Genomic DNA, 24,331 nt, shown 5'->3' with positions numbered 1-24,331 from the left:
AACATGCCTAAAAAAAATGGTTTAGAATTATCAAAAGAGCTAAAAGAAATAGATAAAGATATTATGATAGGTGTAATATCTGGATATGACTATTTTGATTACATGAGAGAAGCTATTAAAATAGGAGTTGATGACTATATTTTAAAACCAACAACAAAAAATGATATTTTAGAGATGACAAAAAGGCTAATAGATAAAGCAGAAATAATAAAGAAAAATAAAAAAATCGAGAAAATAACTGTTGAAGCTAGTAAAAGTTCTGATAAAGAACAAATGGATAATATATTAGAGGAAAATGTTTTTAAAAAGGAATTTAATTTAACCTACTTTGCTGAAAAATTACATTTAAGCCCTGGATATTTAAGTATTTTGTTTAAAAAAGAATATGGAATACCTTTTCAAGATTATGTTCTGAAAAAAAGAATGGAAAAAGCAGCCTTATTATTACTAAGTACAGATAAAAAAAATTATATAATATCAAGTGAAATTGGCTTTGAATCAGTTTACTATTTTAATATTAAATTTAAGAAGTTCTTTAACTTAACTCCCAAAGAGTATAAGAAGGGTAAAAAATGAAAACACTAAAATCAAGAATGATGATTTATTATGGATTAGCTAGTATGTTTATATTAACAGTAAGCTCTATATTACTACTGAGTTTTTTAAATTCACAGATAATAAAAATAGAAAGTGAAAAATTAGAAGCATCAGTTGACAGTTCTTCAAAATATATTGCTCTATATATAACTAATTTAAAAAAAGAAATTGAGTTTATCTCACAAATAAAAGAAGTAAGAAACTACATAAAAGGAAATGACGTTAGAGAAGATAGAGTAAAAAACATTTTAAATAATATAAAGGAAAAAGATAAATTTATAGAAAAAATTTCTATAGTTACAACTGATGGTAAAAATGTATCTAATGGTAGTGGTAATAACAAAAATATGGGCCTTAATATGCTAGAAAAAAAATGGTATAAAGATGCTATTAGTGAGGGGGTAATACTAAATCCAACAAGAGAAAAACACTATAAAGGTATGGATAGCTGGGTTTTATCCCTAAGTAAAAATGTTAAAGAAGATGATAAACAAGCTTTAATATTATTAGATTTACAGTATATAGCCCTATATGAATACTTAAAGAGTATAAATCTTGGTAACAAAGGTCAAGTATATATTGTAGATGATAAGAATAATATAATATTTGCTAATGACATTGAAAAGAAAAAGCCAGATATAAAAGTAATAAATAAAATAAAACATATGCATTTTGGATATAATGAAGTAGAAAATGCAATATATTTTAATAGCAAAATAAAAGGGACTAACTTAGAAATATTAGGAATAAGTTCTGGAGAGAAAATACTTGATTTAAAATCAAATGTATTTAAGATTATTTTCTTTGCGTTTATTGTTAGCTCAATTTCGGTTATGATAATAACAAAAATAATTTCAGATAGATTAACAAAGTCTTTAGACGAATTAAAAAGATTTATGCAAAATATGGATGATAGATTAGAAAATATAGTTTTAAATGAAACAACATTCTCAGAGATTGAAATTTTAAAACAAGAAATAAATAACATGATTGATAAAATAAAGCAGTTAAAAAAATATGAAATAGATTCATTGTACTCCCAAATAAATCCACATTTTTTGTATAATACTTTAGATATTCTTATCTGGATGATAGAATTTGAAGATAACGAAAAAGCTATAAAAATAACAAAAAACTTATCAAACTTTTTTAGAATTTCTTTAAGTCAAGGTAAAAGAGTAATAAGTTTAGAAGATGAATTAAAACATAGCGAAAATTATTTAGAAATTCAAAAGGAAAGATATCAAAATAAATTAGAATATATTATAAATTACAAAGATAAAAGCCTTTTAGAATGTCAGGTTCCCAAAATAATAATACAACCTTTAGTAGAAAACGCTATATATCACGGTATTAAAGAAATTGATGGTGTTGGTAAAATAGAAATTAATGTTTATGAAAGATCAGAAGACCTATATATTGAAATAAAAGATAATGGGATTGGTATAAATAATAGCCATAAAAATAAATTAAAACTAGGTGGAGTAGGTATGAAAAACATAGATAGAAGAATTAAGTACTACTACGGAGAAGAATACGGATTAAGCATTGAAAACACTAATAATATTGGAACTACAGTAGTTTTAAAATTAAAAAAAGTCTTATAGAATAAATCTATAGGACTTTTTAAATAAGCTAATTATTTTATAAACTCTTTTATTCTTTCGTTTTGCTGATTATAGAAAAAATCGTGGGAGTTATTATCCTCTATTATTTTACCTTGGTCTAAAAATATTACTCTTGTTGAAACATCTCTTGCAAAGTTCATTTCATGAGTAACCACTAACATTGTCATACCATCTTTAGCTAAATCAGTCATAGTATTTAAAACTTCAGTTACCATTTCAGGATCTAATGCTGATGTTGGTTCATCAAAAAGTAAAATTTCAGGTTCCATACATAGAGCTCTTGCTATTGCTACTCTTTGTTTTTGTCCTCCACTTAAATGTTTTGGTCTTGCGTTTATAAATCTATCCATACCAACTTTTTTAAGGTAATGTATAGCTTTTTTTGTAGCTTTTTCCTTATCAATTCCCAGTATTTTAATAGGTGATATTGTACAGTTATCAAGAACTGTTAGATTATCAAATAGATTAAAGTTTTGAAATACCATACCTACTTTTTGTCTATATTCTTCTGGTTTAGTGTGGTTTTTAATAATGTCTTTATTATGAAAATATATTTTTGCCTGTGTAGGTTCTTCTAGTAAATTTATACATCTTAATAAAGTTGATTTACCACTTCCACTACTTCCTAATATACTTATGACTTCTTTTTCTTTAACTGTTAAGTTAATGCCATCTAATACAGTTCTATTTCCGTAAGTTTTAACTAAATCTTTAATTTCTAATATATTTTCCATTTTATTCACCCACCATTTCAAAGGTATCATCACCTTGTAATTTTTTTTCTAAAATTAGAAGCAATCTACTAAATACAGTAGTAAGTATAAAGTAAATAAAACATGTAATAATAAATACTTCATAATATCTAAAGTTAGTACCTGATATTTGTTTAGATACTGTATAAAGCTCAGTTACCCCTATTGCAAATAATACAGCCGAATCTTTTATGTTTATTATAAATTCATTTCCAATAGAAGGGAGCACATTTCTTAAAACTTGTGGCATAATAATATATATCATAGCCTTTCTGTGTGTAAACCCTAAGGCCTTTGTCGCTTCATATTGTCCTTTATCTATAGAATCCAAGCCACCTCTGAATATTTCTGACACATAAGCTCCTGTATTTATTGAAATAATAATAAGAGCTGCTGTAATAGGAGATATATTTATTCCAAATATCTGACCTAAACCGTAGTAAAATATCATTGCTTGAACTATCATAGGTGTTCCTCTAAATACAAGAATATATATATAATTTAATTTTTTTAGTATATAGAATAATATATTATGGAATTTTGATTTTTTATTAGTTATCTCAACACTATTTACAATAGCAACTATAAGACCAATAATAGATCCAACTACTGTTCCAAAAATAGCTAAATAAATTGTTGTCCATGTTCCTAATAAGTATTTAGGTCCATAGTCTTTTAAAATAGATAATACTCTTTTAGTAAATGATAAATTTTCTTCACCATTTACTGGTTGAGTTTTAATAGCTTCTTTCATTAACTTATCACGAGTAGTTTTACTGATTTCAGACAGGGCTTCATTCACCTTACTAAGTAATTCTATATTCCCTTTTTTTAAAGCTATTGCAACATCAAATTCAGATCTATTAAAGTTAAATCCACCATCAGAAAGTTCTATATATGTTGTATTAGGATTACTTAATTCAACTGATATAGCAGTTGGCTTTTCTGCAATATACCCGTCAATCTTACCAGAGTTAAGAGCTACTTGCATTGCTGGGAAATTTTCCATCGCTACTTGTTTATTAACACCATTTAATTGATCTATTAATGTATAGTGCATAGTATTTAATTGAGCAGTAATTTTAGCATTCTTAAAATCATTTTTTGTTTTAGAATTAATATAGTTACCATCTTTATTTACTACTACCATTATATCTGATTCATAGTATGAATTTGAAAAATCAAGACTTTTCTTTCTTTCTTCTGTTGGTGACATACCTGCTATTACTAAGTCTACTTTATTTGAATTAAGTGCTGGACCTAATAAAGAATCCCAATCACTAGGAACAATAACTAAATCCTTGCCTAGTTTTTTTGCAATAAGTTTAGCAATTTTCACATCATATCCATTCGCATAACCATTAGCGATTTTTATTGCACCATTATCATCTGTAGTCTGATACCAGTTAAATGGAGCATAACCAACTTCCATACCTACTCTAATTTCATTATTACCATCATTAGAAAAAGTTAAAAAACTTGGAAATAATAGTAATAAGCTTAAAAAATATTTTTTTAATCTCATCTTAGCCTCCTAAATAAAAAAACTGATAGAAAGCTACCAGTAAATAAAAAAAATTAAATACTAGGATAGCTCAACACTAATTTTTAGTGACAGTTATATAGATATTATCTATACACCCAACTAAGCTTTTGCACAAGCTTAATTTCGGCAAAATTTCCTTTCATTTACTTCATAGTTTGCCAACTCCATAAATTACTTTTAAATTTTGCACCTCTACCTTTATTTAATTAAGACTACCACTTTTTTTAGGTTTTGTCAAATTTGTAAATTTTCCCATTCTTTCATAGCTGATTCAAGTTTATTAAAATTACAATGAGCAAGCCTTATAATACCAGTTTTCTTTTGTTCCCTATAAATTTCCTCTACTTTATCAACCAACTTATCCTTTATAGATAGACAAAAATTATATTCTTTTTCTAGAAGTTTTTTGTATTTTAAATCTTTAAAATTTTTAAAATCCATTTTTTTGTAATGTTTTTCTGGTACAGGTATCATTTTTTTTATATCTAATACAGAAAGAATATGAAGTCTTTTATCATTTGAATAAGATTTACTAATACCATTTATATCCGCATTGCCCTCTACTATTTCATAAATCAAAAAGTGCTCTTTAGAAACATTTTTCCAATTTTTATGTTTTTCCTTTGCTGAGGACAAAGGGATAAAATAATGATATTCATCAATAAAAACAACTATACCAACAAAGGGTTTGATATTACTTCTATAAGAATTGTTAAAATATACTTCAGAATCAATCTTATTCAAGTATTCAATATAGTTTATATCAACCATATAAAAATTATAATCTATTATTTTTGTCATAAAACACTCCTATATAAATAAAAGGGGCATTGCCCCTAAATAAACTTTAATGGTCCACCTTTAGGATATAGGTAGCGGGACACCTTCTTTAATGGTCCACCTTTGGGATATAGGTAGCGGGACACCTTCTTTAATGGTCCACCTTTGGGATATAGGTAGCGGGACACCTTCTTTAATTAATTTATTGTAACACTAAATTATAATAGTGTCAAATATAGTTTTATCTAGCTGCTTTTAACATCCACAATAGTTTTTCACTTTGTAATATAAACTCATCTAAAAGAGCAGAAGTTCCAAAATCATTTTCTTCGTCTGCTTTTACTTTAATATCTTTAGCTTCAGATACCATATAAGTAAAATCAGATATTAAATCAGAAAAAACGACATCTATACTTACTTCTTCGTTTTTACCTTCTTTAATTTTAGTGTTTTCTAAGAATGATTTAAATGTAGATAAAGGTCTTTTATCTAATGCTAATAATCTTTCTGCTATTACGTCAACTTGTTCATCTAAATTTTCATAAATATTATCTAGTTCTTTGTGAATAGAGAAAAACCCCTTTCCTTTTACATTCCAGTGATAATTTTTAACTTTTAAACTAAGTACTGCTAAATCTGCTAAAAAATTGTTTAATGCTTTTTCCATAATTTATTCCTCCTTGTATATACTTTATTCTAGCACTTTTTTAAAAATAAGACAAAAAAAAAGAACCTTTTGGTTCAATGGTTGGGCTGGCTGGATTCGAACCAACGCATGTCGGAGTCAAAGTCCGATGCCTTACCGCTTGGCTACAGCCCATCAAAGACACTTTCGTGTCATTTATTAAAATAGTCCGGGTATTGAAACACCGCCTGTTATTTTTTCCATTTCAGATTCAGTTAATTCTTCTGCTTTTCTTAAAACATCGTTTATTGCAGTTAAAATTAAACTTTCTAATTCTTTGGTATCATCTTTTGCTTCTTCTATTATGTCTTTTCCAATTTTTAATTCAACTATTTCTTTTTGTCCATTAGCTTTAACTTTTATTTGTTCACCAGCAAGACTAGTTTCAACAAATTTATCTTTTAAACCTTCTTGAGCGGCTAACATAGCTTCTTGCATAATCTTAGCTTTTTGGATTATATCATTTTGGCTATTTGGAGCCTTAGTACCTTTTAGCTTTCTAACCATATTTGTTCTCCTTGCATAAAAATGGTGGCGAGAGAAGGATTCGAACCTTCGAAGGCGGAGCCGGCAGATTTACAGTCTGCTCCCTTTGGCCACTCGGGTATCTCGCCAGTGGTGCCGCTTGTCGGATTCGAACCAACCACCTACTGATTACAAGTCAGTTGCTCTACCAAATGAGCTAAAGCGGCATATTATATAAAAAATAATGGCGGAAGTGACGAGACTCGAACTCGCGACATCTTGCGTGACAGGCAAGCACTCTAACCATCTGAGCTACACCTCCATAAATGGTGGTCACAACTGGGCTCGAACCAGTGACCCCCTGCTTGTAAGGCAGGTGCTCTCCCAACTGAGCTATGCGACCATTTATATATTTTTGGTAGGCTCTAGGAGAATTGAACTCCTGTTTCCGGGATGAAAACCCGATGTCCTAACCACTAGACGAAGAGCCCATACCAATTTTTTGCTATCCCTTAAGGACAAGATATATATTATCAAAAAAAAAGCGGTATGTCAACAAAATTTTATAAAATTTTTATTTTTTTTTATTTCACCCCCTCTCAAAGCTATAAAAAACTAGCTAAAAAGTTAATAAAATGGTATAATAACATAGAATAAAAAATAGGAGATTAGATATGGAAGAGAGAAAATATGGTTCAGAAGACATTATGGTCTTAGAGGGATTAGAAGCCGTTAGAAAAAGACCTGGAATGTATATAGGAACAACGACATCAAGAGGACTTCACCATTTATTATGGGAAACTGTTGATAACAGTATAGATGAAGCTCTAGCTGGATATTGTGATACAATTACAATAAAAATGCTTCCTGGTAACTATATAGAAGTTACAGATAATGGTCGTGGAATACCTATTGATATGCACAAAACAGGAAGACCTACTTTAGAAGTAATAATGACAGTACTGCATGCTGGAGGAAAATTCAATGATAATAATTATCAATTTTCAGGTGGACTTCATGGAGTTGGAATTTCGGTTGTTAATGCGTTATCTTCTCAGTTAATTGCTACGGTAAAAAGAGATGGTAAAATTGCAAGGCAAGAATTTTCAAGAGGGAAACCAGTGACTGATTGTGAAATAATTGGAGTTGCAGACCCTAATGAACATGGGACTACAATAAAATTTAGACCAGACGAACAAATTTTCGGGAAAATTTTCTTTGAACACGCGATTATAGAAGATAGATTAAAAGAATTAGCTTATTTAAATACAGGGCTTAAAATAGTTTTAATAGATGAACGTGACATTGATGAAGAAGATGTAGAGGTATCTGAATTTAAGTTTGATGGTGGAATAAAAGATTTTGTTGAAGAAATAATGGAAAAAGAAAAAATGATAACACCGGTTATATACATAAAAGATAAATATATGCTAGATGAGAGAAGATATATAGAAGTTGAAGTTGCCTTAACTTATGGACAATCTCAGTCAACTGTTGAATATTCTTTTGTTAATAATATAAATACATATGATGGTGGGACACATGTTCAAGGATTTAGAAGCGCTTTAACTAGAACTGTAAATGATGTTGCAAAACAAATGAATTTAATAAAAGATAAAAAAGATGAAAACCTACAAGGAAGCGATGTTAGAGAAGGATTAGTTTCTGTAATAAATATAAAATTCCCAGAACCACAGTTTGAATCGCAAACAAAATCAAAACTAGGAAGTGGAGAAGCAACAGGGGCTGTGTATAGTATAGTTTCATCTAAATTAAAACTTTACTTAGAAGATTATCCAAAAGAAGCAGCTGCTATTATAGAAAAAATGATTCTTAGTAGAAAAGCAAGAGAAGCAGCTAAAAAAGCAAGATCTGCAATTCTAAGAAATACAGGTTTAGAAATAGGATCGCTTCCAGGTAAACTTGCAGATTGCTCTAGTAAAATTGCAGACGAATGTGAAATATACATAGTCGAAGGAGACTCAGCAGGTGGTTCAGCTAAGCAGGGAAGAGATAGAAAATTCCAAGCTATTTTACCTTTAAGAGGTAAAATTTTAAATGTTGAAAAATCAGTATTACACAAAATTTTAGAAAATAACGAAATAAAATCAATGGTAACAGCATTTGGAACTAATATAGGTGAAAACTTTGATATAGAAAAACTTAAATACGGTAAGATAATAATAATGACGGATGCCGATGTTGATGGTGCTCATATTAGAACATTATTATTAACATTCTTCTTTAGATATTTAAGAGAATTAATAGAAAATGGAAATGTATATATAGCGCAGCCACCTTTATATAAAGTACAAGCAGGAAATAGTACAAAATATGCATATTCAGATGATGAATTAAAAGAAATAACTAAAAAATTAGACGAAAATAATTCAAGATATGGTATACAAAGATACAAAGGGTTAGGAGAAATGAATCCAGAGCAATTATGGGAAACAACAATGGATCCTAATACAAGAACTTTACTAAAAGTAAGTTTAGAAAATGCAAGTTATGCGGATAAAATGTTCAATATTTTAATGGGAGATAAGGTAGAACCAAGAAGACAATTTATAGAAGAACATGCAAACTATGTAAGAAACTTAGATATTTAATAGGAGATAATATGTCAGATATAGAAAATAAGAATAATGAAGATATAGTAGAAGATAAAATACTACCTATTTTCATAGAAGACGAAATAAAAGCCTCATATTTAGACTATTCTATGAGTGTAATTGTAAGCCGTGCCTTACCAGATGTTAGAGATGGATTAAAACCAGTTCACAGAAGAATACTATTTGCTATGAATGAGTTAGGTATGACTTATGATAAAGCATTTAAAAAATCAGCGAGAATCGTAGGGGAAGTTTTAGGTAAATATCACCCACATGGAGATAGCGCTGTATATAACTCAATGGTTAGAATGGCTCAAGAATTTAATACAAGATATATGTTAATTGATGGTCACGGTAACTTTGGGTCAATCGATGGTGATAGTGCAGCAGCTATGCGTTATACAGAAGCTAGAATGTCAAAAGTTACTAATGAATTGTTAGAAGATATAAATAAAAATACAATAGATTTTAGAAAAAACTTTGATGAAACTTTAGACGAACCGGTAGTATTACCAGCAAAATTACCTAATCTATTATTAAATGGGGCAACAGGAATAGCTGTTGGTATGGCTACAAATATACCTCCTCACAATTTAGCAGAACTTTGTGATGGAATAGTAGCTTTAATAGATGATAGAAATATTACAATTGACGGACTAATGGAACATATAAAAGCACCAGATTTTCCAACTGGTGGTATTATAAATGGTCGTCAAGGAATAATTGATGCATATAAAACCGGGCGTGGTAAAATACAATTAGTTGGTAAAGTTGATATTAAACAAACTAAATCCGGTAAAAATCAAATAATAATCACTGAAATTCCTTATCAAGTAAATAAAGCAAAGTTAATAGAAAAAATTGCAGATTTAGTTAGACAGAAAAAAATTACAGGTATAAGTGAACTAAGAGACGAATCAGATAGAGATGGTATAAGAATAGTTGTGGGTGTTAAAAAAGGTGAAGAACCAGAATTGATATTAAATATGCTATATAAATATACAGATTTACAAACAACTTTTGGTATTATTATGCTAGCCTTAGTTAAAAATGTTCCACGTATATTAAATTTAAAACAAATATTAAATAAATACTTAGAACACAGATATGAAGTAATCACTAGAAGAACAGAATTTGATTTAGAAAAAGCAAAAAGAAGAGCTCATATATTAGAAGGGTTTAGAATAGCACTAGATAGTATTGATGAAATAATAGCACTTTTAAGATCATCGAAAGATCCTGGTGAAGCTAAAGAAAGATTAATGAGTGAATTTGGATTTAGCGAACTTCAAGCTAAAGCAATACTAGATATGAGAATGCAAAGATTAACTGGTCTTGAACGTGAAAAAATAGAACAAGAATACAACGAATTACTAGCACTAATAACAGATTTACAATCAATATTAGATTCTGACCAAAAAAAATACGATATTATAAGAGAAGAAGTAATAAAATTAAAAACTACATACTCAGATAATAGAAGAACTAGTATTGAAGATAAAAGAAATGATATAGACATAGAAGACTTGATAAAAGAAGAAGAAGTTGTTGTTACAATAACAAATAAAGGCTATGTTAAAAGAGTTTCAGCAGATACATATAAGCTTCAAAAAAGAGGTGGTGTAGGAGTTAATTCAACTAATACTATAGAAGATGATGAAGTTAAAAATATTTATACAGTTAAAACATTAGATAGACTTTTAGTATTCTCTGATAAAGGAAAGGTATACAACATAAAAGTATATGAAATACCTGAAGCAAGTAGTAAAGCTCGTGGAAAATTAATTGGAAATATAATAGACCTTGATGCTGATGAAAATGTTTCAGCTATATTAAGTGTTGCAAACGCTAATAAGAGTGATGAAATATTCTTCTTAACAAGATTAGGAATTGCTAAAAAAACAAAACTAGATATGTTTGAGAATATAAATAAAAATGGAAAAATAGCAATTAGTCTAAAAGATGACGATGAATTAGTATTTGTTGCATTATCTAGTGGAAAAGATGATGAAGTCTTTGTTGCAACTATAAAAGGAATGGCAATAAGATTTAAAGAAACTGATGTTAGAAGTATGGGAAGAACAGCTGGAGGAGTAAAAGCTATAAAACTAAGACAAGGTGATAAAGTATCATCTGCTTGTATAATTGATTCAACTAAAAATGAAAAGAATTTAGAAGTATTAACAGTTTCTACATTTGGGTTTGGTAAGAGAACTAAATTAAGTGAATATTCAACTCAAAAAAGAGGTGGAACGGGAGTTAAAAACTTTAAAATATCAGCTAAAACAGGAGATGTTGTAGAATCATTACTAATAGATAATAGTGACGAAGAAAGAGAAGTTTTAATTATAACAAAAGATGGAACACTAATAAAAACAAGAATAAAACAAATTTCTACTATAAGTAGATATACATCTGGAGTAATTGTAATAAAACCAAGATTAGGTGATTATGTATCTTCAGTTGCATTATCTATGGAAGTAGAAGAAGAGGAAGAAAAAGAAAATGAGTAGAAAAAGAATCCTATTTTGTATAAGCAATGAGAATGAAATTTTATCTGCAAGTTCTTTTGCAAAGGCTATAAAAGAATATTTTAAAGACGTTGAAACTGTAGCTTTATATGTTAAAGACATAAAAAAGTATGAGCTATTTCAAGGAGATATTTCAAGCTTTGCTATCCCTATAAACGAATATAGAGAAATTGAAGGAGAAATATATAAAACATTAAAAACAAAATTAGATAATTCCTTTGATATGGTATATGAATTAAGTGGTGATAAATACGAAGTAATAAGTGAAGAAATGAAAGCTTATGATTTATTGGTAGTAGTTAAAGATGAAGGAGAATTAACTCCATTAGTAACTAAAATTATAAGAACCTTCTATAAGCCATTTGTATTATTAAATGAAAAAACAACTGAATATTCATTTGAAAAAGTACTTATGTTAAATGATGGTGGATATATGGTAAATAAATCAGTTTTCTCATACTTTAATTTATTTGGTGAGCATAATATAGATGTACTACGTGTAAATGTAGAAGATAGAAATAGATTAACAGAAAGATTTGGAAATATTTGTAATATTATAGATGAGAAGGGAAATAATATAGCTAATATTATTGAAAAATATTTAACTAACTATGATATAGTTTTAATGGGAGGACTTAACTACCCAATATTTTTAGAAAGGCTTACAGGTCAAACTGGAATAAAAGTAATTGAAACATCAGAAAAACCAATATTTATTGGATAAGGAGCAAAAATGATAGAAAAATTAAGAATTTTAACAGAAAAAATTCATGAAAAATTAAATGAAGTTAAAAATCTTGAAGAGTTAAATGAAATAAGAATCTTAGCACTTGGTAAAAAAAGTGAAATTAATTTACTAATGAAAGAAATGGGTAAATTAGAAGCTGAAAAAAGAAAAGAAGTAGGTCTTGTAATAAATGAAGAAAAAGCTAAGATACAAGAAATAATTGATACAAAAACAAAAGAAATAAAAAACTACTTAAAAGAAAAAAGAATACAAGAAGAAACAATAGATGTAAGTTTAAAAGGTCGTATAAATAGACTAGGGACTATACATCCAATAACTAAGACTTTAATGGAAGTTAAAGAAATAGTTATGGAAATGGGATTTGATATAGTAGATGGGCCTGAGGTTGAATTAGTTGAGTATAATTTTGATGCATTAAATATACCACTAACTCACCCATCAAGAGAAAAAACTGATACTTTCTATATCTCAGATAATATCTTATTAAGAACCCAAACATCGCCTATGCAAATAAGATATATGAATGATAATAAACCACCATTTAGAATGATATCATTAGGTAAGGTTTATAGACCAGATTATGATGTATCTCACACACCAATGTTTCACCAAATAGAAGGTCTTATGGTAGGAGAAGATGTATCATTTTCAAACTTTAAGGCTGTATTAGAGTTAATAGTTAAAAGAATATTTGGACAAGATAGAAAAGTTAGATTTAGACCACACTTTTTCCCATTTACAGAGCCTAGCGCTGAAATGGATGTTGAATGTGGAGTATGTAATGGATCTGGTTGTAGACTATGTAAATACACAGGATGGCTTGAAATTTTAGGAAGTGGAATGGTAAATCCTAAGGTTTTAGAAAATGTAGGAATAGATCCTAAAAAATATCATGGATTTGCTTTTGGTATCGGTGTTGAAAGAGTTACTATGTTAAAATATGGTATTGATGATTTAAGAGCATTTTATGAAAATGACATCAGATTTTTAGAGCAATTTTAGGAGGAAAAAATGTTAATATCATTAAATTGGTTAAATGAATATATAGAAATAAAAGACAAAAGTATATCTGAACTAGAAAATGCACTAACTATGATAGGTCAAGAAGTTGAAAAAATCGAAAAAAAATATGAGCATTTAAATAAAGTTTTAACAGCAAAAATTGTTGAATATGAAAAAATGCCAGAATCAGATCACTTAACAGTGTTAAAAGTAGATAATGGAAAAGAAACACTTCAAGTTATATGTGGAGCGCCTAACCATAAAAAAGGTGATATAGTTGCAATGGCACAAATAGGTGCAACATTAGGTGAAGATTTTGTTATTAAAAAAGGGAAAATAAGAGGATATGAATCAAATGGAATGCTTTGTTCTATGTCTGAACTTGGAATTGGTGAAGAATCAGATGGAATAATAATATTTCCAGAAGATACTCAATTAGGAGTACCATTAAATAAACTATTAGATAAAGATGATGTTGTATTTGAGTTAGAAATAACACCAAATAGACCAGATTGCCTATCATATATAGGAATAGCAAGAGAATTAAGCGCTTATTATAATATTCCTCTAAAGGAAATTAAAAAAGATGTAAGTGAAATAGATAAGAAAAATGATACAGAAATTAAAATAGATTCTAGTGAATTAAGCCATAGATTTATAACAAGAATAATAGAAGGTGTAGAAGTTAAAAAAAGCCCAGAGTGGTTATCTAAAAAATTAGAAGCTATTGGAATGAAAAGTGTTAATAATATAGTAGATGCTTCTAATTATATTTTAATGGAATTAGGACAACCTAATCATGTATATGATTTAGATAAGATAGACAAAAATATTTCTGTAAAATATGCTACAAAAGGTCAAAAAATAAATACATTAGACGATAAGAGTTTAGAACTAGATACTGATGATATTATTGTATCATCAAATGGAAATGCAATAGCTCTAGCAGGTGTTATGGGATCTAAAGATTACTCAGTAACAAATGAAACAAAAAATATAATGTTAGAAGTAGCACACTTTGATTCAATGAGTGTTAGAAAAACATCAAGAAAATACAATATAATAAGCGAATCATCATACAGATTTGAACGTCGTGTAGATGAAGATAATTTTAATACAGTAATTGATAGATTAGCTAATATAATTGTAGAAATATCTGGTGGAAAAGTATTAAAAGGTATAAAAGATACTACATTAGTTAATGACAAATTAAATTCATCAGAATTATCATTTGAAAGATTAAATAGATTTGTTGGTAAGTTAATAGAAAAGGAAAGAGTAATAGAAATACTAAAATCTTTAGAAATTGAAGTTGAAGATAAAGGGGAGAGCTTAATTTTAACACCTCCTTCATTTAGACAAGATTTACTAGATGAACAAGACTATTTTGAAGAAATAATAAGAATATATGGTTTTGCTAATATAGAAAATGTATTACCTAAATTAGATATTAAAAAAGAAGAAATAGTAGATACAACCAAGCTAGATTATTTTGTTAAAAACATTTGTTATTCTCTTGGTCTAAATGAGGTTATAAACTACAGCTTCATTCCTAAAAACGCTTATGAAATGATAAAAAGAGAATATAAAAATATAATTGAAATATCTAATCCAATAACTGAAGATTTTGCAGTTATGAGAGATACTTTAATGTATAGTTTACTTAAAAATGCAAAAGATAATTTCAATAGAAGTTTTAAAGATATTAGATTTTTTGAACTAAGTAAAGTATTTAATAATGAAAATGGTAATAATAATGAAACTAAAAAATTAGGAGTAATATTAGCAGGAGCAAAAGAAAAAACTATACATAATAAAGAAACATCTTATGATTTTTATGATATAAAAGGTATTATGGAAGAAGTAGCGGAAAAATTATCTCTAAATTCATATAGAATATTAAGAAGTGAAAATATGAGTTTCCACCCTGGTAGATCTATTGATGTATTGATGGGAAAAGATGTTATAGCTAGTTTAGGTGAAGTTCATCCTGATTTACTAGAAAACTTTAATCTTGAAGGGAAATCAATTCTTTATTTTGAATTTGATTTAGATAAAGCAAAAAAATATATGAAAAATAAATTTGTATATAACAAGATAAGCAAATATCAATCAGTAAATAGAGACCTAGCAGTCGTTGTAAATAAAGGTGTATTAGTTGGAGATGTTGTAAAACAAGTAGAAAGAATAGATAAATTAGTTAAAAAAGTTGAACTATTTGATATTTACGAAGGTGAAGGAATAGAATCAGGTAAGAAAAGTTTTGCAATAAATATTCTAATGAGAGATGATAATAAGACACTAGAAGAAAAAGAAATAAATGCTGTTATGGATAAGATAGTTAAAAAGCTAGAAAAGGATTATTTAGCAAAAATAAGATAGGATGTTATGGAAAGAATAAGAAAAATAATATCAAATATGGATAAAACTAGAAAAAACTATGTTGTTTTTGATTGTGATGAAACAATAATAAAAGGTGATGTAGAAAGATTAACTTTAAAATATCAATTAGAATTTGAAGAGTTTAGAATAGGTTTAGATGAAATGAAAAATAGACTTAAAAAATATGATAAATTTAAAGATAAAATTGAAAATTTAAATATTAAAAGGGATTTTTCTAGTTTAGTAAATGAAATTTATAGAGAATATAGAGATGATATTACAGGATTTTTACTTAGTTATTATACAGAAGATGAAGTGTATAACTTAACAAAAAAAGCTATAACTTATTACAAAGAAGATTTTTCAAAAAGGGAATATATAGAAAAGCTTTTTAATTTATTTAAAGAAAATAATATAGAAATATATATATGCTCAGCTTCAATAATATATGAAGTTTATGTTGCTGCTGATTTATATAATTTAAAAAGAGAAAATGTATTAGCTTGTAATAATAAACTAATGGAGGATAATATTTTATCTGGCTATGAATGCGGACTGATAACCAGAGGAATAGGGAAAGTTGATGCCATAAAATCATTGGGATATGGATATCCGCCATTATTGATAGCTGGAGATTCTGATGGGGATTATCAAATGTTAAGATCATTTGATATAGAGTATGGAATGATAATAAATCCTAGAAAAAATACAAAGGTATTTGATTTAGTAGATAATATTAAATATTTTAGCCATATAATATAAGGTGGGAAAATATGATAGGTTTAGAAGACAGACTTAAAGAATTAAGAAAAGAACAAAACTATACCCTAGATAATCTTGCATATATTTTTACAAAAGAATTTAATATGGGTTTTGATAAATCAAGCATTTCAAAATGGGAAAATAAAAAGCAAAAAATAACATTAGAAGCATTAAAGTGTTATTCAAAATACTTTAATGTTTCTTTTGACTGGCTTATGTATGGTATTGGAGAAAAATATATTAAAGAAAATATAGGAGGCTATCAAAAACTACTAGGAACTAATGAAAAATTAAGTAGTATTTCAGATGATATAAATAGTTTAAATGATAGAGAACTTAGATTTTTAGAAGATATATTAAAGACAACTATAAAGAATTTAAAGGGATTTAAAGCTTAGAGTTACACCCAAAACTATATATTTTTGGGTGCTGGAGACGGTGTATACGGATTCAATTACAAAAAAATAAAAACTATAATGAAAGAATACTGTTAAGTCTATTTTATATAGATTAAGTGAAGAAAAAGAGATAGTTAGACTTGTTGATTAGGTAGCTAATTATTCAAAAGAATATAGAATTATTTGATTTTTATTAAAAAAAATGCTATTATATTTAGGTATCAAAAAAAACGGATAAAAGGAGGGAAAAATGGCACACAATAAATCATCTAAAAAAAGAATTGTAACTGGTGAAAGAAATAGATTAAGAAACCAAGCAATAAAGAGTAGAACAAAAACTTTTGTTAAAAAAGTACTAGCAGCTGTGGAAGCTAATAACGTCGACGAAGCAAAAACAGCATTATCTGCAGTATATAAAGAATTAGATAAAGCAGTAACTAAAGGTGTATTAAAAGCAAATACAGTTTCAAGAACTAAATCAAGATTAGCTCTTAAAGTTAAAGCATTAGGATAATAATTTATATAAATTTTTATAAGAATTTATACGCAACGGATTTAAACCCATTCTGTTGCTTTTTTTATATAAAAAAACTACTCAAATGAGTAGTTTTATCTATTTATTTTAAAGCTTCTAATACTTCTTCTGGTGTATCTTTACTTAAAATTAAATCTCTGTATTTTTTAGCTTCTTCATAATTTGAATTTATTATATTTTTCTTTATACCAAGAATTGAGCTTGCACTCATTGAATAAGTATCTAATCCCATACCTAATAATATTTCAGTTGCATGTTTGTCTCCTGCAAATTCTCCACACATACTAACAGAAATTCCTCTGTCATGTGCAGCATCAATTACTAATTGTATTGCTTCTAATACAGCAGGGTTATATGAGTTATATAAAGCAGAAACTTTTTCATTTCCTCTATCTACTGCTAAGAAGTATTGTGTTAAGTCATTAGTACCTATTGAGAAGAAGTCAACTTCTTTTGCAAATTTATAAGCCACTATTGCAGTTGAAGGAGTTTCAACCATGATACCTACTTTAATATTTCTATCATATAATTTACCAATAGCGTCTAATTCTTTTTTACATTCTTCTAAAATTTGATTAGATTTTCTGATTTCGTTTATTGATGAAACCATAGGATACATTATTTTGATTTGTCCATAAGCACTAGCACGTAAGATAGCTCTTAATTGAGTTTTAAACATATCCTTGTGTGTTAATGATATTCTTATAGCACGGAATCCTAAGAATGGGTTCATTTCTTTTGGAAGGTCTAAATAAGGTAATTCTTTATCTCCACCAATATCCATAGTTCTTATTGTTACTGGTTTTCCATGCATTTTTTCAGCAACTACTCTATATGCTCTATATTGTTCTTCTTCAGTTGGCATATGATCAGAGTCCATGAATAGAAATTCTGTTCTATATAATCCTATACCTTCTCCACCAGCTTCTAATACAGCATCTACATCTTCTGGTTTACCTATGTTACCCATAACATGAACTAAGTGATTATCTTTTGTTATAGCAGGTAAATCTTTTAATTTTTTAAGTTCTTCTTTTTCTTTTAAGAATATTTCTCTTTGTTTTGCATAAGTAGTTTTAATTTCATCGCTTGGTGATAAGTATAATACACCAGCTTCTCCATCAAACGCTATTTCTTCTGAGTCTTTAGCTGTAGATAAGATACCTTTAACCCCAACTATTGCAGGAATTTCTAATGATCTTGCCATAATAGCAGAGTGGGCTGTTTTTCCTCCAACTTCTGTTATAAATCCAGCACAGTTTTTAAGATCTAATTGCGCAGTATCTGATGGTGTTAAATCATAAGTAACTACTACTGTATTTGGTTCTAAATTAGATAAATCACTTATTTTTATACCTAATATATTTTTTACCCAACGGTTTCCAACATCTTTTAAATCAGCTGCTCTTTCTCTTAAATAAGGGTCTTCTAATTGAGATAATAATGTGCAGTATTCATCTATTCATTCATTAACAGCATATGCTGCAGTGTAGTCATCAGTAGTTATTTTTTCTTTGATTTCATCTAGTAAATCGTCATCTTCTAATAATTCTAAATGAGCATCAAAAATTTCTGCTTTACTTTCTCCCATTTCTTTTGCAACTTTTTCTCTAATTGTAATGATTTGAGCCTTTGTTTTAACAATTCCTTCTTCAAGTTTTAGCATTTCTGCTTCAGCTGGTAAATTAGATACTTTATAGCTTTCTATATCTACTTTTTCTGTATCATAAATTAAAACTTTACCTAATCCTATACCTTCTGATGCAGGAATCCCTGTTAATCTAATCATGTTTTTTCCTCCTAATACTTTATAATATATTATACTATAAATTTAGAAAATTTACCAAAAAAATTTGAAAAAAATGTAAAAAAATGTTAAGATATTTGTACCATACAAATCGGGGAGCTAGCGGTGCCTTGTAATCCACAAACCGCTTTAGTGGAGATTATGTTAATTTTGAGGGTGATTTTAGTATGACGCCTTATGCAATGGTGTTGAGAGTTTAGTCCTATATTGTAGATATTAGGTGAACCATGTCAGGTTGGGAACAAAGCAGCATTAAGTCTAGATATCTAGGTTTATGGGGTAGCTAAACTTGAGTCAAAGTATAATGAAACGAGTGGTAGAATTTATTCGATTTATTAGCGTATGGTTTTTTTATATATAAGGAGGCTTAATTATGAAAAAAAGCATATTATATTCTTCTTTTTTAGTGGATTTAGTTTCAATAGGTTTAATACTTGTGTATATATTAAAAACAGCAGTCCTTTTAGATAAGGTATTTTTAGCTGTATACTTAGTATTTTTCTCTCTATATGTTTATGATAAGTTTAAAAGAGAAGACTTAAAAAAAGGTTTATCAGAGTATAAATTAGAATCACATTCTGATTATATGTATTATATAGCATTTGTTGGGGCTATAATAACAGATATTAGCTTATTATACTTGCTTTATCTAAAAGTAGATGCACCTAATGTTATAGTTGTGCTTGTAATGTTTTATTTCATCTGTCTTACTAATTATGATGTAAATACAATTTACTACGATAAAGAAAAAATAATTTACTCTAATAGAAAAGTTGATTTAGATGGAATAAAAATGATAGAAAGTAAAAAAACATTGATGATAAATAAATTAGATATTTATTATACAAAAAAAGATCCTGTTTTAATAAGTACTTTTAGAAAAGATAAAATAGAAAAAATAAAGGTATTTATTGAAGAACATTCTAAAAAAACTAAAAAAAGAAAGAAAAGATAAAAAATGGACGAAGTCAAAATAAAAGACTTATTATTAAATAACGACATAATTAAAATAGTAATGTCGGATTCACTATGTAATATTAAAAAAATAAGTATAAGAAAGCTTGTTATAAAGCAAGATATACTTTATCAGTTAGAATATATAGAAAATAATAAGGCATATCACAAAAACTTAGAAAAAGAAAAAGTAGTAGAATATGTAAAGAATTACTTATATAAATTCAAACAAATCTTAATAAGAACAAAAGAAAAAGAATATATATTAAATCTTAAAAAAAATTCATATAAATTAAAGGTGAATGAAAATAATAATGATTCTAAGGTAGAAACTCATAATAAAGAAAAAAAATACTTTTTAAATCAAGGGGATAATATACCATTTTTAAAAGAACTAGGAATAATGAATGAAAAAAATGAGATTTTAAAAAAAGGGTATAATAAATTTAGGCAGATAAATAAGTATTTAGAAATAATTGATAACACTATTTCTAAAATGCTAGAGGATAATTTAATTAAAACTAAAATAAATATCGTAGATTTTGCTTGTGGTAAGTCGTATTTAAGTTTTGCTACTTACTATTATTTAGAAAAGTATAGGCCAAATTTAGATTTTAGTATAATAGGCTTAGATTTAAAGACCGATGTTATAAAAAATTGTACTAATTTAGCTGAAAAATTAGAATACGGTAAAATGGTATTTTTAAATGAGGATATAAAAGATTTTTTAGGAGAAGATATTGATTTAGTATTTAGTTTGCATGCTTGTAATAATGCCACAGATTATTCTATTTTAAAAGCACTAGAACTTGATACAAAAGCATTTTTAGCAGTTCCTTGTTGCCACAATGAATTTTATAAAAATATAAAAATAGCAGATGATATGAATTTTATGAAAAAAAATCCCATTATATTTGAAAAGTTTTCAAGTTTATTAACAGATACATATAGAGCTAAATTTTTAGAGCTTTGTGGATATGATGTTTTAATTGAAGAATTTATAAACGAAGAATTTACGCCTAAAAACTTACTAATTAAATCTATAAAAAATAGTAAAAAAGTAGACTATAAAAAAATAGAAAAAGAGTATTTGTCAATAAAAGAAAAAATAAATTACACGCCAATACTAGAAAATATAGCAAAAAAATATATGAAAAAATAAATTAGCTTATAAAAAATTCACTAAGTGAAAAAGTGAATTTTTTTTTTAATTTTTTTCTCTTTTTAGCCCCTATTTTTGTTAGCTTTGTAAAATTTTGAGTGAAAATTTTTAAAAATTTACTTGAATTTATATATATATATGATACACTTATATAGAAGATGTTGTGATAAAATAAATAAAAAAACACAAAATATTGTGTTTATTAATAAATTTAAAGGTTGGGAGTAAATATGCAAGTAATAAAAAGAAATGGAGAATTAGTAGAATATAATAGAGATAAAATTGTAAATGCTATAACAAAAGCTAATAACGAGGTAGAAAGCCATAAGAGAGTTAGTAATGAAAAAATCTTAGAAATTTTAAATGAAATTGAATCTTCTAATAAAGAAAAAATGGGTGTAGAAGAAATACAAGATTTTATTGAATTTAAACTTATGGAAGACGATAAATTTGAACTTGCAAAAAAATATATAATCTATAGATATAATAGAATGTTAGTTAGAAAATCTAACACTACTGATGACTCAATACTAAGTTTAATAGATAATTCTAATAAAGATGTTGCAGAAGAAAATTCTAATAAAAATGCTACTATAGCATCAACACAAAGAGATTTAATAGCTGGAGAAGTTAGTAAAGATTTAAGTAGAAGAATACTACTTCCAGAAAAATTAAGAAAAGCACATGATGATGGAGTATTACATTTTCATGATATGGACTATTTCTTACAACCAATATTTAATTGTTGCTTAATAGATATAGAAGATATGTTAGAAAATGGAACAGTAATGAATGGTAAACTAATAGAAAGTCCTAAGAGTTTCCAAGTTGCTTGTACAATATTAACTCAAATAATAGCAGCAGTTGCTTCTAGTCAATATGGGGGACAATCTGTTGAAGTAAGACACTTAGCTAAATATTTAAAAAGAACAAAAGATAAATATTTAAAAGCTGCAAAAGAAGAGTTTTCGGATACATTAAGTGATGAAATGATAGAAAAAATAGTTGATAGTAGAGTTAAAGATGAGTTAAAATCAGGTGTTCAAACTATACAATATCAAATAAATACACTTATGACAACAAATGGACAATCGCCTTTTGTTACTCTATTTTTAAGAATGAAAGAAAATGATCCATACATGAAAGAAACAGCTCTCATTATTGAAGAAATCTTAAAACAAAGATATGAAGGAATAAAAAATGAAAAAGGAGTATTTATCACACCAGCCTTTCCTAAATTAGTATACGTTTTAGATGAATTTAATTCTCTAAAAGGTGGAGAATATGACTATTTAACAAGATTAGCTATTAAATGTTCTAGTAAAAGAATGTATCCAGACTATATAAGTGCTAAAAAAATGGCAGAAAATTATGAAGGAAATACATTCTCACCTATGGGATGTAGAAGCTTTTTATCACCATGGAAAGATGAAAAGGGAGAATATAAGTTTGAAGGAAGATTTAATCAAGGTGTTGTAAGTTTAAATTTACCACAAATAGGAATTTTAAGCGGTCAAAATGAAGAAGAATACTTCAGAATTTTAGATGAAAGACTTGATTTAGCTTTTGAAGCTTTAATGGCAAGACATAATAGATTATTAGGAACAAGTTCAGATGTAAGTCCAATACATTGGCAATATGGAGCAATAGCAAGACTTAAAAAAGGTGAAAAGATTGATAAATACTTAAAAGGTGGTTATTCAACAATATCATTAGGATATATTGGGCTATACGAGGCAACAAAATTAGTTAAAGGTGTATCTCATACTGATAAAATTGGAACTGAATTTGCATTAAAAGTAATGAAAAAATTAAGTGAAACTTGTGAAAGATGGAAAAAAGAAACAGGTATAGGATTTGGTCTATATGGAACACCAGCAGAAAGTCTATGTTATAGATTTGCAAGAATAGATAAAAATAGATTTGGAAGTATAAAAGATATTACAGACAAAGGTTACTATACAAACTCATATCATGTTGATGTTAGAGAAAATATAGATGCTATGAGTAAATTTGAATTTGAATCACAATTTCAAAGTTTAAGTACTGGTGGAGCTATATCTTATGTTGAAATACCAAACTTAACTAAGAATTTAGAAGCAATAGAGGAAGTTGTTAAATTTATGTATGATCATATACAATATGCTGAATTTAATACAAAATCAGATTATTGCTACATTTGTTCATTTGACGGAGAAATAATAATAAATGAAGATGGTGAATGGGAATGCCCTCAATGTCACAATAAAGACCATGGTAAGATGAATGTTACTCGTCGTACTTGTGGATATTTAGGAGAAAACTTCTGGAATGAAGGGAAAACAAAAGAAATCTCTAAAAGGGTATTACACCTATAATGAAATACTCAGTTATAAAACACTTTGATGTAGCAAATGGGCCAGGAATTAGAGTTTCTTTATTTGTAAGTGGTTGTAGACATGCTTGTAAAGGTTGTTTTAATGAAGAAATTTGGTCATTTGATATTGGAGCTGAATTTACAGATGATACAATAGATGAAATAGTAAAATCACTTGATAGAGAATTTATTAGAGGGCTTACTTTATTGGGTGGTGAACCACTAGATCCAAAAAATCAAGAGTGGGTATGCAAGTTAGTAAGAAAAGTAAGAGAAGTATTACCTAATAAGACAATATGGTGTTATTCAGGCTTTACCTATGAATATATTACAGAGCATATGTATAAAAAATTACCATATACTAAAGAACTTTTATCCTACTGTGATGTTTTAGTTGATGGTAAATTTATACTAGAATTATTAGATTTAAAATTACAATTTAGAGGATCTGCTAATCAAAGAGTAATTGATTTAAGAAAAACAGAAGAAGAAAAAAAGATAGTCTGGGCATTATCAAAAGAAGAAGAAGATAAATATATAAAAGTATAGAAAAGTATATCAAAGAAAAAAATATTCTAGATATACTTTTTTTTTAGTGATATAATTGTATAAAATTACAAAAGAAT

General features: G+C 27.4%; 19 protein-coding genes, 6 tRNA genes, 1 other RNA gene, 1 pseudogene and 1 riboswitch. Of the genes and pseudogenes, 15 read left to right on the top strand and 12 right to left on the bottom strand.

The window, feature by feature from the left end; translation table 11 throughout:
* The coding region (locus OMES3154_RS06355) for a response regulator transcription factor (protein WP_156683926.1) at window positions 1-576 on the top strand (576 nt) is incomplete at its 5' end.
* A complete protein-coding gene (locus OMES3154_RS06350) occupies window positions 573-2,204 on the top strand; it encodes a cache domain-containing sensor histidine kinase (RefSeq protein ID WP_156683925.1) in 1,632 nt (543 codons plus the stop codon). The genes OMES3154_RS06355 and OMES3154_RS06350, both read left to right, overlap by 4 nt.
* 32 nt (window positions 2,205-2,236) lie before the next feature.
* On the opposite strand, the gene OMES3154_RS06345 is transcribed toward OMES3154_RS06350, so the two are convergent.
* The 11 genes from OMES3154_RS06345 to OMES3154_RS06295 form a co-directional block, all read right to left on the bottom strand.
* The gene (locus OMES3154_RS06345) at window positions 2,237-2,950 is read right to left on the bottom strand and encodes an amino acid ABC transporter ATP-binding protein (protein WP_269432431.1); all 714 of its coding nucleotides are present in this window, start codon (window positions 2,948-2,950) and stop codon (window positions 2,237-2,239) included.
* 10 nt (window positions 2,951-2,960) lie between these two features.
* On the bottom strand, window positions 2,961-4,502 hold the full coding sequence (locus OMES3154_RS06340; protein WP_156683923.1) for an ABC transporter substrate-binding protein/permease: 1,542 nt from the start codon (window positions 4,500-4,502) through the stop codon (window positions 2,961-2,963).
* A gap of 58 nt (window positions 4,503-4,560) precedes the next feature.
* Window positions 4,561-4,726: riboswitch (Lysine riboswitch) on the bottom strand.
* A 31-nt stretch (window positions 4,727-4,757) separates the two neighbouring features.
* Entirely contained in the window at window positions 4,758-5,324 is a 567-nt protein-coding gene (locus OMES3154_RS06335) for a type III toxin-antitoxin system ToxN/AbiQ family toxin (protein ID WP_156683922.1), read from the bottom strand.
* A 220-nt stretch (window positions 5,325-5,544) separates the two neighbouring features.
* Complete coding sequence (locus OMES3154_RS06330) at window positions 5,545-5,970, bottom strand: Dps family protein (RefSeq protein ID WP_156683921.1); 426 nt, start codon at window positions 5,968-5,970, stop codon at window positions 5,545-5,547.
* A 78-nt stretch (window positions 5,971-6,048) separates the two neighbouring features.
* A tRNA-Gln gene (locus OMES3154_RS06325) sits at window positions 6,049-6,123 on the bottom strand.
* A 24-nt stretch (window positions 6,124-6,147) separates the two neighbouring features.
* Window positions 6,148-6,495, bottom strand: a complete 348-nt coding sequence (locus tag OMES3154_RS06320; protein WP_156683920.1) for a YbaB/EbfC family nucleoid-associated protein — start codon at window positions 6,493-6,495, stop codon at window positions 6,148-6,150.
* Window positions 6,496-6,517: 22 nt separating this feature from the next.
* Window positions 6,518-6,602 (bottom strand) — tRNA-Tyr (locus OMES3154_RS06315).
* A gap of 2 nt (window positions 6,603-6,604) precedes the next feature.
* Window positions 6,605-6,680: transfer RNA gene (locus OMES3154_RS06310), tRNA-Thr, on the bottom strand.
* Between the two features lie 18 nt (window positions 6,681-6,698).
* Window positions 6,699-6,775 (bottom strand) — tRNA-Asp (locus OMES3154_RS06305).
* Between the two features lie 5 nt (window positions 6,776-6,780).
* A tRNA-Val gene (locus OMES3154_RS06300) sits at window positions 6,781-6,856 on the bottom strand.
* A gap of 13 nt (window positions 6,857-6,869) precedes the next feature.
* Window positions 6,870-6,944 (bottom strand) — tRNA-Glu (locus OMES3154_RS06295).
* A 183-nt stretch (window positions 6,945-7,127) separates the two neighbouring features.
* Between OMES3154_RS06295 and gyrB the strand changes: the two genes are divergently transcribed.
* The 8 genes from gyrB to rpsT all read left to right on the top strand — a co-directional run bounded on the left by gyrB (window position 7,128) and on the right by rpsT (window position 17,405).
* Window positions 7,128-9,065 (top strand): DNA topoisomerase (ATP-hydrolyzing) subunit B, encoded by a 1,938-nt coding sequence (gene gyrB / locus OMES3154_RS06290; RefSeq protein WP_156683919.1) that lies wholly within the window; start codon window positions 7,128-7,130, stop codon window positions 9,063-9,065.
* Window positions 9,066-9,076: 11 nt separating this feature from the next.
* Entirely contained in the window at window positions 9,077-11,581 is a 2,505-nt protein-coding gene (gene gyrA, locus OMES3154_RS06285; protein WP_156683918.1) for a DNA gyrase subunit A, read from the top strand.
* A complete protein-coding gene (locus tag OMES3154_RS06280; RefSeq protein WP_156683917.1) occupies window positions 11,574-12,323 on the top strand; it encodes a GntR family transcriptional regulator in 750 nt (249 codons plus the stop codon). Before gyrA ends, OMES3154_RS06280 begins: the two co-directional genes overlap by 8 nt.
* 9 nt (window positions 12,324-12,332) lie before the next feature.
* Complete coding sequence (pheS, locus tag OMES3154_RS06275) at window positions 12,333-13,349, top strand: phenylalanine--tRNA ligase subunit alpha (RefSeq protein ID WP_156683916.1); 1,017 nt, start codon at window positions 12,333-12,335, stop codon at window positions 13,347-13,349.
* A 9-nt stretch (window positions 13,350-13,358) separates the two neighbouring features.
* Window positions 13,359-15,731, top strand: coding sequence for a phenylalanine--tRNA ligase subunit beta (gene pheT, locus OMES3154_RS06270; protein ID WP_156683915.1), 2,373 nt, complete (start codon window positions 13,359-13,361; stop codon window positions 15,729-15,731).
* 6 nt (window positions 15,732-15,737) lie between these two features.
* The gene (locus tag OMES3154_RS06265; RefSeq protein ID WP_156683914.1) at window positions 15,738-16,493 is read left to right on the top strand and encodes an HAD family hydrolase; all 756 of its coding nucleotides are present in this window, start codon (window positions 15,738-15,740) and stop codon (window positions 16,491-16,493) included.
* An 11-nt stretch (window positions 16,494-16,504) separates the two neighbouring features.
* Window positions 16,505-16,891 (top strand): helix-turn-helix domain-containing protein, encoded by a 387-nt coding sequence (locus OMES3154_RS06260; RefSeq protein ID WP_156683913.1) that lies wholly within the window; start codon window positions 16,505-16,507, stop codon window positions 16,889-16,891.
* Between the two features lie 250 nt (window positions 16,892-17,141).
* Window positions 17,142-17,405, top strand: coding sequence for a 30S ribosomal protein S20 (gene rpsT / locus OMES3154_RS06255; protein ID WP_156683912.1), 264 nt, complete (start codon window positions 17,142-17,144; stop codon window positions 17,403-17,405).
* 103 nt (window positions 17,406-17,508) lie between these two features.
* On the opposite strand, the pseudogene ptsP reads toward rpsT, so the two are convergent.
* Window positions 17,509-19,215: pseudogene (gene ptsP, locus OMES3154_RS06250) on the bottom strand (phosphoenolpyruvate--protein phosphotransferase).
* 100 nt (window positions 19,216-19,315) lie between these two features.
* Here ptsP and ffs point away from each other — a divergent pair.
* From ffs to nrdG, 5 genes are all read left to right on the top strand, one after another.
* Window positions 19,316-19,579, top strand: an RNA gene (ffs, locus tag OMES3154_RS06245) — signal recognition particle sRNA large type.
* Between the two features lie 27 nt (window positions 19,580-19,606).
* Window positions 19,607-20,188: a hypothetical protein gene (locus tag OMES3154_RS06240; RefSeq protein WP_156683911.1), complete on the top strand. Its 582-nt coding sequence runs from the start codon at window positions 19,607-19,609 to the stop codon at window positions 20,186-20,188.
* 3 nt (window positions 20,189-20,191) lie between these two features.
* On the top strand, window positions 20,192-21,349 hold the full coding sequence (locus OMES3154_RS06235; protein WP_156683910.1) for a class I SAM-dependent methyltransferase: 1,158 nt from the start codon (window positions 20,192-20,194) through the stop codon (window positions 21,347-21,349).
* A gap of 230 nt (window positions 21,350-21,579) precedes the next feature.
* Window positions 21,580-23,706 carry an anaerobic ribonucleoside-triphosphate reductase gene (nrdD, locus tag OMES3154_RS06230; RefSeq protein WP_156683909.1) on the top strand — a complete coding sequence of 709 codons (2,127 nt, stop codon included), beginning with the start codon at window positions 21,580-21,582 and terminating at the stop codon, window positions 23,704-23,706.
* Window positions 23,706-24,254: an anaerobic ribonucleoside-triphosphate reductase activating protein gene (gene nrdG / locus OMES3154_RS06225; RefSeq protein WP_156683908.1), complete on the top strand. Its 549-nt coding sequence runs from the start codon at window positions 23,706-23,708 to the stop codon at window positions 24,252-24,254. Before nrdD ends, nrdG begins: the two co-directional genes overlap by 1 nt.
* Window positions 24,255-24,331: the final 77 nt, after the last annotated feature.

Source organism: Oceanivirga miroungae (assembly GCF_902505095.1).
Classification (GTDB): domain Bacteria; phylum Fusobacteriota; class Fusobacteriia; order Fusobacteriales; family Leptotrichiaceae; genus Oceanivirga; species Oceanivirga miroungae.
Note: the sequence above shows the minus strand (reverse complement) of the source record. Positions and strands in the feature narration are given on the sequence as shown.